This window comes from uncultured Campylobacter sp. (assembly GCF_937997465.1).
In the GTDB taxonomy this organism is placed as follows: Bacteria; Campylobacterota; Campylobacteria; order Campylobacterales; family Campylobacteraceae; genus Campylobacter_A.
Genome location: NZ_CALKTQ010000194.1, coordinates 1 through 3262, shown reverse-complemented (window position 1 = coordinate 3262; position 3262 = coordinate 1). Strand labels below are relative to the sequence as shown.

Annotated in this window: 3 protein-coding genes and 1 pseudogene; 1 reads left to right on the top strand and 3 read right to left on the bottom strand. The window is 46.6% G+C overall.

Features of this window, described 5'->3' with window-relative positions; genetic code table 11:
* Positions 1 to 148: 148 nt before the first annotated feature.
* Both tupC and tupB read right to left on the bottom strand, forming a co-directional pair.
* Entirely contained in the window at positions 149 to 1102 is a 954-nt protein-coding gene (gene tupC / locus Q0546_RS06305; protein ID WP_298791502.1) for a tungstate ABC transporter ATP-binding protein TupC, read from the bottom strand.
* Positions 1103 to 1196: 94 nt separating this feature from the next.
* Positions 1197 to 1889 (bottom strand): tungstate ABC transporter permease TupB, encoded by a 693-nt coding sequence (gene tupB / locus Q0546_RS06300; RefSeq protein ID WP_298791500.1) that lies wholly within the window; start codon positions 1887 to 1889, stop codon positions 1197 to 1199.
* Between the two features lie 75 nt (positions 1890 to 1964).
* Between tupB and tupA the strand changes: the two genes are divergently transcribed.
* Positions 1965 to 2783 (top strand): tungstate ABC transporter substrate-binding protein TupA, encoded by an 819-nt coding sequence (gene tupA, locus Q0546_RS06295; RefSeq protein ID WP_004321081.1) that lies wholly within the window; start codon positions 1965 to 1967, stop codon positions 2781 to 2783.
* Positions 2784 to 3020: 237 nt separating this feature from the next.
* Here the strand turns inward: tupA and Q0546_RS06290 are convergent.
* Positions 3021 to 3262 (bottom strand): annotated as a pseudogene (locus Q0546_RS06290) (aminotransferase class V-fold PLP-dependent enzyme); the annotation flags it as partial.

Genomic DNA, 3262 nt, shown 5'->3' with positions numbered 1-3262 from the left:
ATTTTTAGGTGGTAAATTAAATATGAAATTTCCGCATATATCTTGTATTTACGCTTCATTTTGATATTTACTTTTAACTCGGCTATTTTAACGGGCGTTAAACGAGCCTAAATTTAAAATCAGGAGCGAAATTTGCAAAATTTGAGGCTCATTCAAGCCCCAAAAACGCTCCTTCGTCAAATTTAAAATAAATATTTTCGCCGACGCTAAAATTTTGCGAATTAGGCGCCAGCGTTTTAATCAAAAAGTCGCCGACCTTGATTTTCACCAAAAGCTCTTTGCCAAGGTAGAGCGAAACTGAGTGCAAAATACCACTCAAGCACCCATCTACAGGAGTTTTGCTTAGCATAATTTTGCCGGGATTTACGGCGATTTTTGCGGCGTTACGCAAATTTGACGGCAAATTTACGACCGCGTTTTCGTCAAATTTTAAGACCCCGTCCCGCGCGTCGAAAATATTTTTGTATTCAAATTCGCACACGCGCCCCTTGTGCAAAAAGACGTTTTCTTCGGCAACCGCGCTTAGCCATTTATCGTCGTGGCTAGCGATCACAAAGCCGCAGCCGTATCTTTGCCGCATGTAAAGCACCGCCTTGCCAAAAAGCTTTGACGTGCCTACGTCCACGCTATTTGTCGGCTCGTCGAGTAGATAAAGACGCGATCTAAGCGCCAAATTTAACGCAAAGCTAACGCGCTGCGTCTGCCCGGAGCTTAGCTCAAAGTGGCGCTTGTTTAAAAAACTCTCGTCAAGCCCGACCAAATTTAACGCCTCGCTCGCTCGCTCGTCAAATTCCCCTAGCACTCCGCGGCTTTTTAAAACGGCTTTAAAATTTTCCCTCACGGAGCGTTTTAAAAGCGCGGGCTCGGGCAACAAAACGCTAACGTCGCGCAGTAAATTTAGACTAGGCGAGCTGCTTCCCCACAGCCGCACCTCGCCGCTAGTTGGTTTTTGTAAAAACGACATCACTCGCATCAGCGTGCTTTTGCCGCTGCCGTTACTGCCCGTTAGCGCGGTGATTTTGGTGACGTCGATATCAAGGCGCGGGATGTTTAAAATCTCGCTCGCACCGTAGTTTAGGCGTAAATTTCTAACGTTTATCACTTTGCGCCTTTCTTGTTAAATTTAAATAAAAGGCTCAAATTTGACGCGCCCAGCCCACTTTTTGCGAGCATAAATTTTCTAAATTTATCAAATTTCATCTATCCAGCCTTTTTAGCGCATGTATCGCCAAATTTACCGCAAATGCGATAAAAATTAGCACCAAAGCTAGCGCAATACCCATCGCAAACTCGCCTTTATTTGTCTCCAGCGACACCGCGGTCGTGATCGTGCGCGTAAAGTATTTGATATTTCCGCCGATCATCATCGCCACGCCGACCTCAGCCACGATGCGCCCGTACGCCGTCGCTACGACCACCATCAGAGCATACCTCAGCTCGTAAAGCACGCAGCCAACGAGCCTAGGCGCGCTCAGGCGTAAATTTAGGATGGTTAGATAGTGCTTTTTGTCCATATTTTCCACGACGCTAGCGCTTAGCGAGATGATGATAGGCAGAGCCAGTACAAACTGCCCCAGCATCACGGCCTTTAGCGTAAAAAGCAGCCCAAACTCGCCAAACGGGCCGTTTCGCGTGATAAAGGCATACAAAATAAGCCCGATAGCAACGGTGGGCATCGCAAGCGCCGTATCGCTAAGCAATCGTAATACTCGCCGTCCGCGAAAATCGTAAAATCCCAGCGTAAATCCAAGCGGAAAGCCGACTAAAGTCGCAAAAAATATCGAAACGCTCGAAGTGTAAAGCGTCGCCCTGATCGCCGAATACGTCTCCTCGTCGCCGCTAAAAAGCAGTCTAAAGGCCTCCCAAAATCCGTTTAGTAAAAAATCCAAATATTCTTTCCTTGCATATTTCTTAAGTGTTAATTTAATGTGCTATAATAGCATACTTTTTAAAAAAGGAGAAAAATGAAAAAAGTAATATTAGGCTCGCTAATCGCGAGCGTTTTGGCGTTCGCGGGCGATAGCGAACTCATCATGGCAACCACAACCAGCACCGATAACACGGGCCTACTAGACGCGATCTACCCTGCGTATAAGGCAAAAACCGGCGTCGATATCAAATGGACTGCCGTAGGCACGGGAGCAGCTTTAAAACTAGGCGAAAACTGCGATGCGGACATACTTTTCGTGCATTCGCCAAAAGTTGAGAAAGAATTTGTAGAAAAGGGCTTTGGCGTCGAGAGAAAACCCGTAATGTACAATGACTTCGTCGTCATCGCCGATAAATCTATCGCGGATAAATTTAAAGGCAAAGACATAAAAGAGAGCTTTGAGCTGATCAAAAAAGAGAACATCAAATTTTTCTCTCGCGGCGATAAATCAGGCACCGACAACAAAGAAAAAGGTATCTGGAAAAAAATCATCGGCGAAGTACCTGAAAAAGACAGCTGGTATATGCAAACAGGCCAAGGCATGCTAGCTACCATCAACGCTGCAGCCGAGCAAAAGGGCGTGACGTTCACCGACCGCGGCACCTACATCAAGTACGAGGACACCAAAAAAGGCGCGCCTGAGATGGTCATCATCAACGAAGGCGACAACGACCTAAAGAACTTCTACTCGCTAATCGCGGTAAATCCGAAGCACTGCGCTAAGGCCGACATCGAAAACGCAAATAAATTTATCGAGTGGGCGACTAGCGAAGAGGGTCAGAAATTTATCGGCGACTTTAAGCTGCTAGATAAGCCGCTTTTCACGCCTGACGCAAATACACGCAAAAACTAATTTTTACGCGCATTTAGGTCAAATTTGACTCCACTCGCGCAAATTCGGGCGCGCTTTGCGCCCTTTTCTTTCTTGAATTGACTCTTTTTATTTTTAAATTTGATCAAATTTTAGCACCGAGACCCGTATCTTGACGGCGTAAATTTATAAATTTAGCCTGCGTTTGCGCTCAAATTTGAGTGAGTATTTTTAAATCAAATTTGACGTTTTAGCGAGCCAAATTTAACCCGCTCAAATTTAAATTTTCCCGCCGAACATCTCGTACATCGCCTTTTCCTCGCCCCAGAGCTCGCGGTGCTTTTTGATGCAGGATTTTATCGCGCCCACGAGATAGCGCACGTCTTGCTCGGTGTGCGTGTAGTGCAGGCTCACGCGCACGAAGCCAGGCTTACTTTCTGGCATTCGCCCCTCCTTGATACCCAGTAGATCGTGAGCGTACGGCCCCGCGCACATCACGCCCGCGCGCGTCTGGATACCAA

Excerpts from the sequence above, each read along its gene's own strand:
- tupA (WP_004321081.1), top strand. The coding sequence starts at position 1,965 with ATGAAAAAAGTAATATTAGGCTCGCTAATCGCGAGCGTTTTGGCGTTC.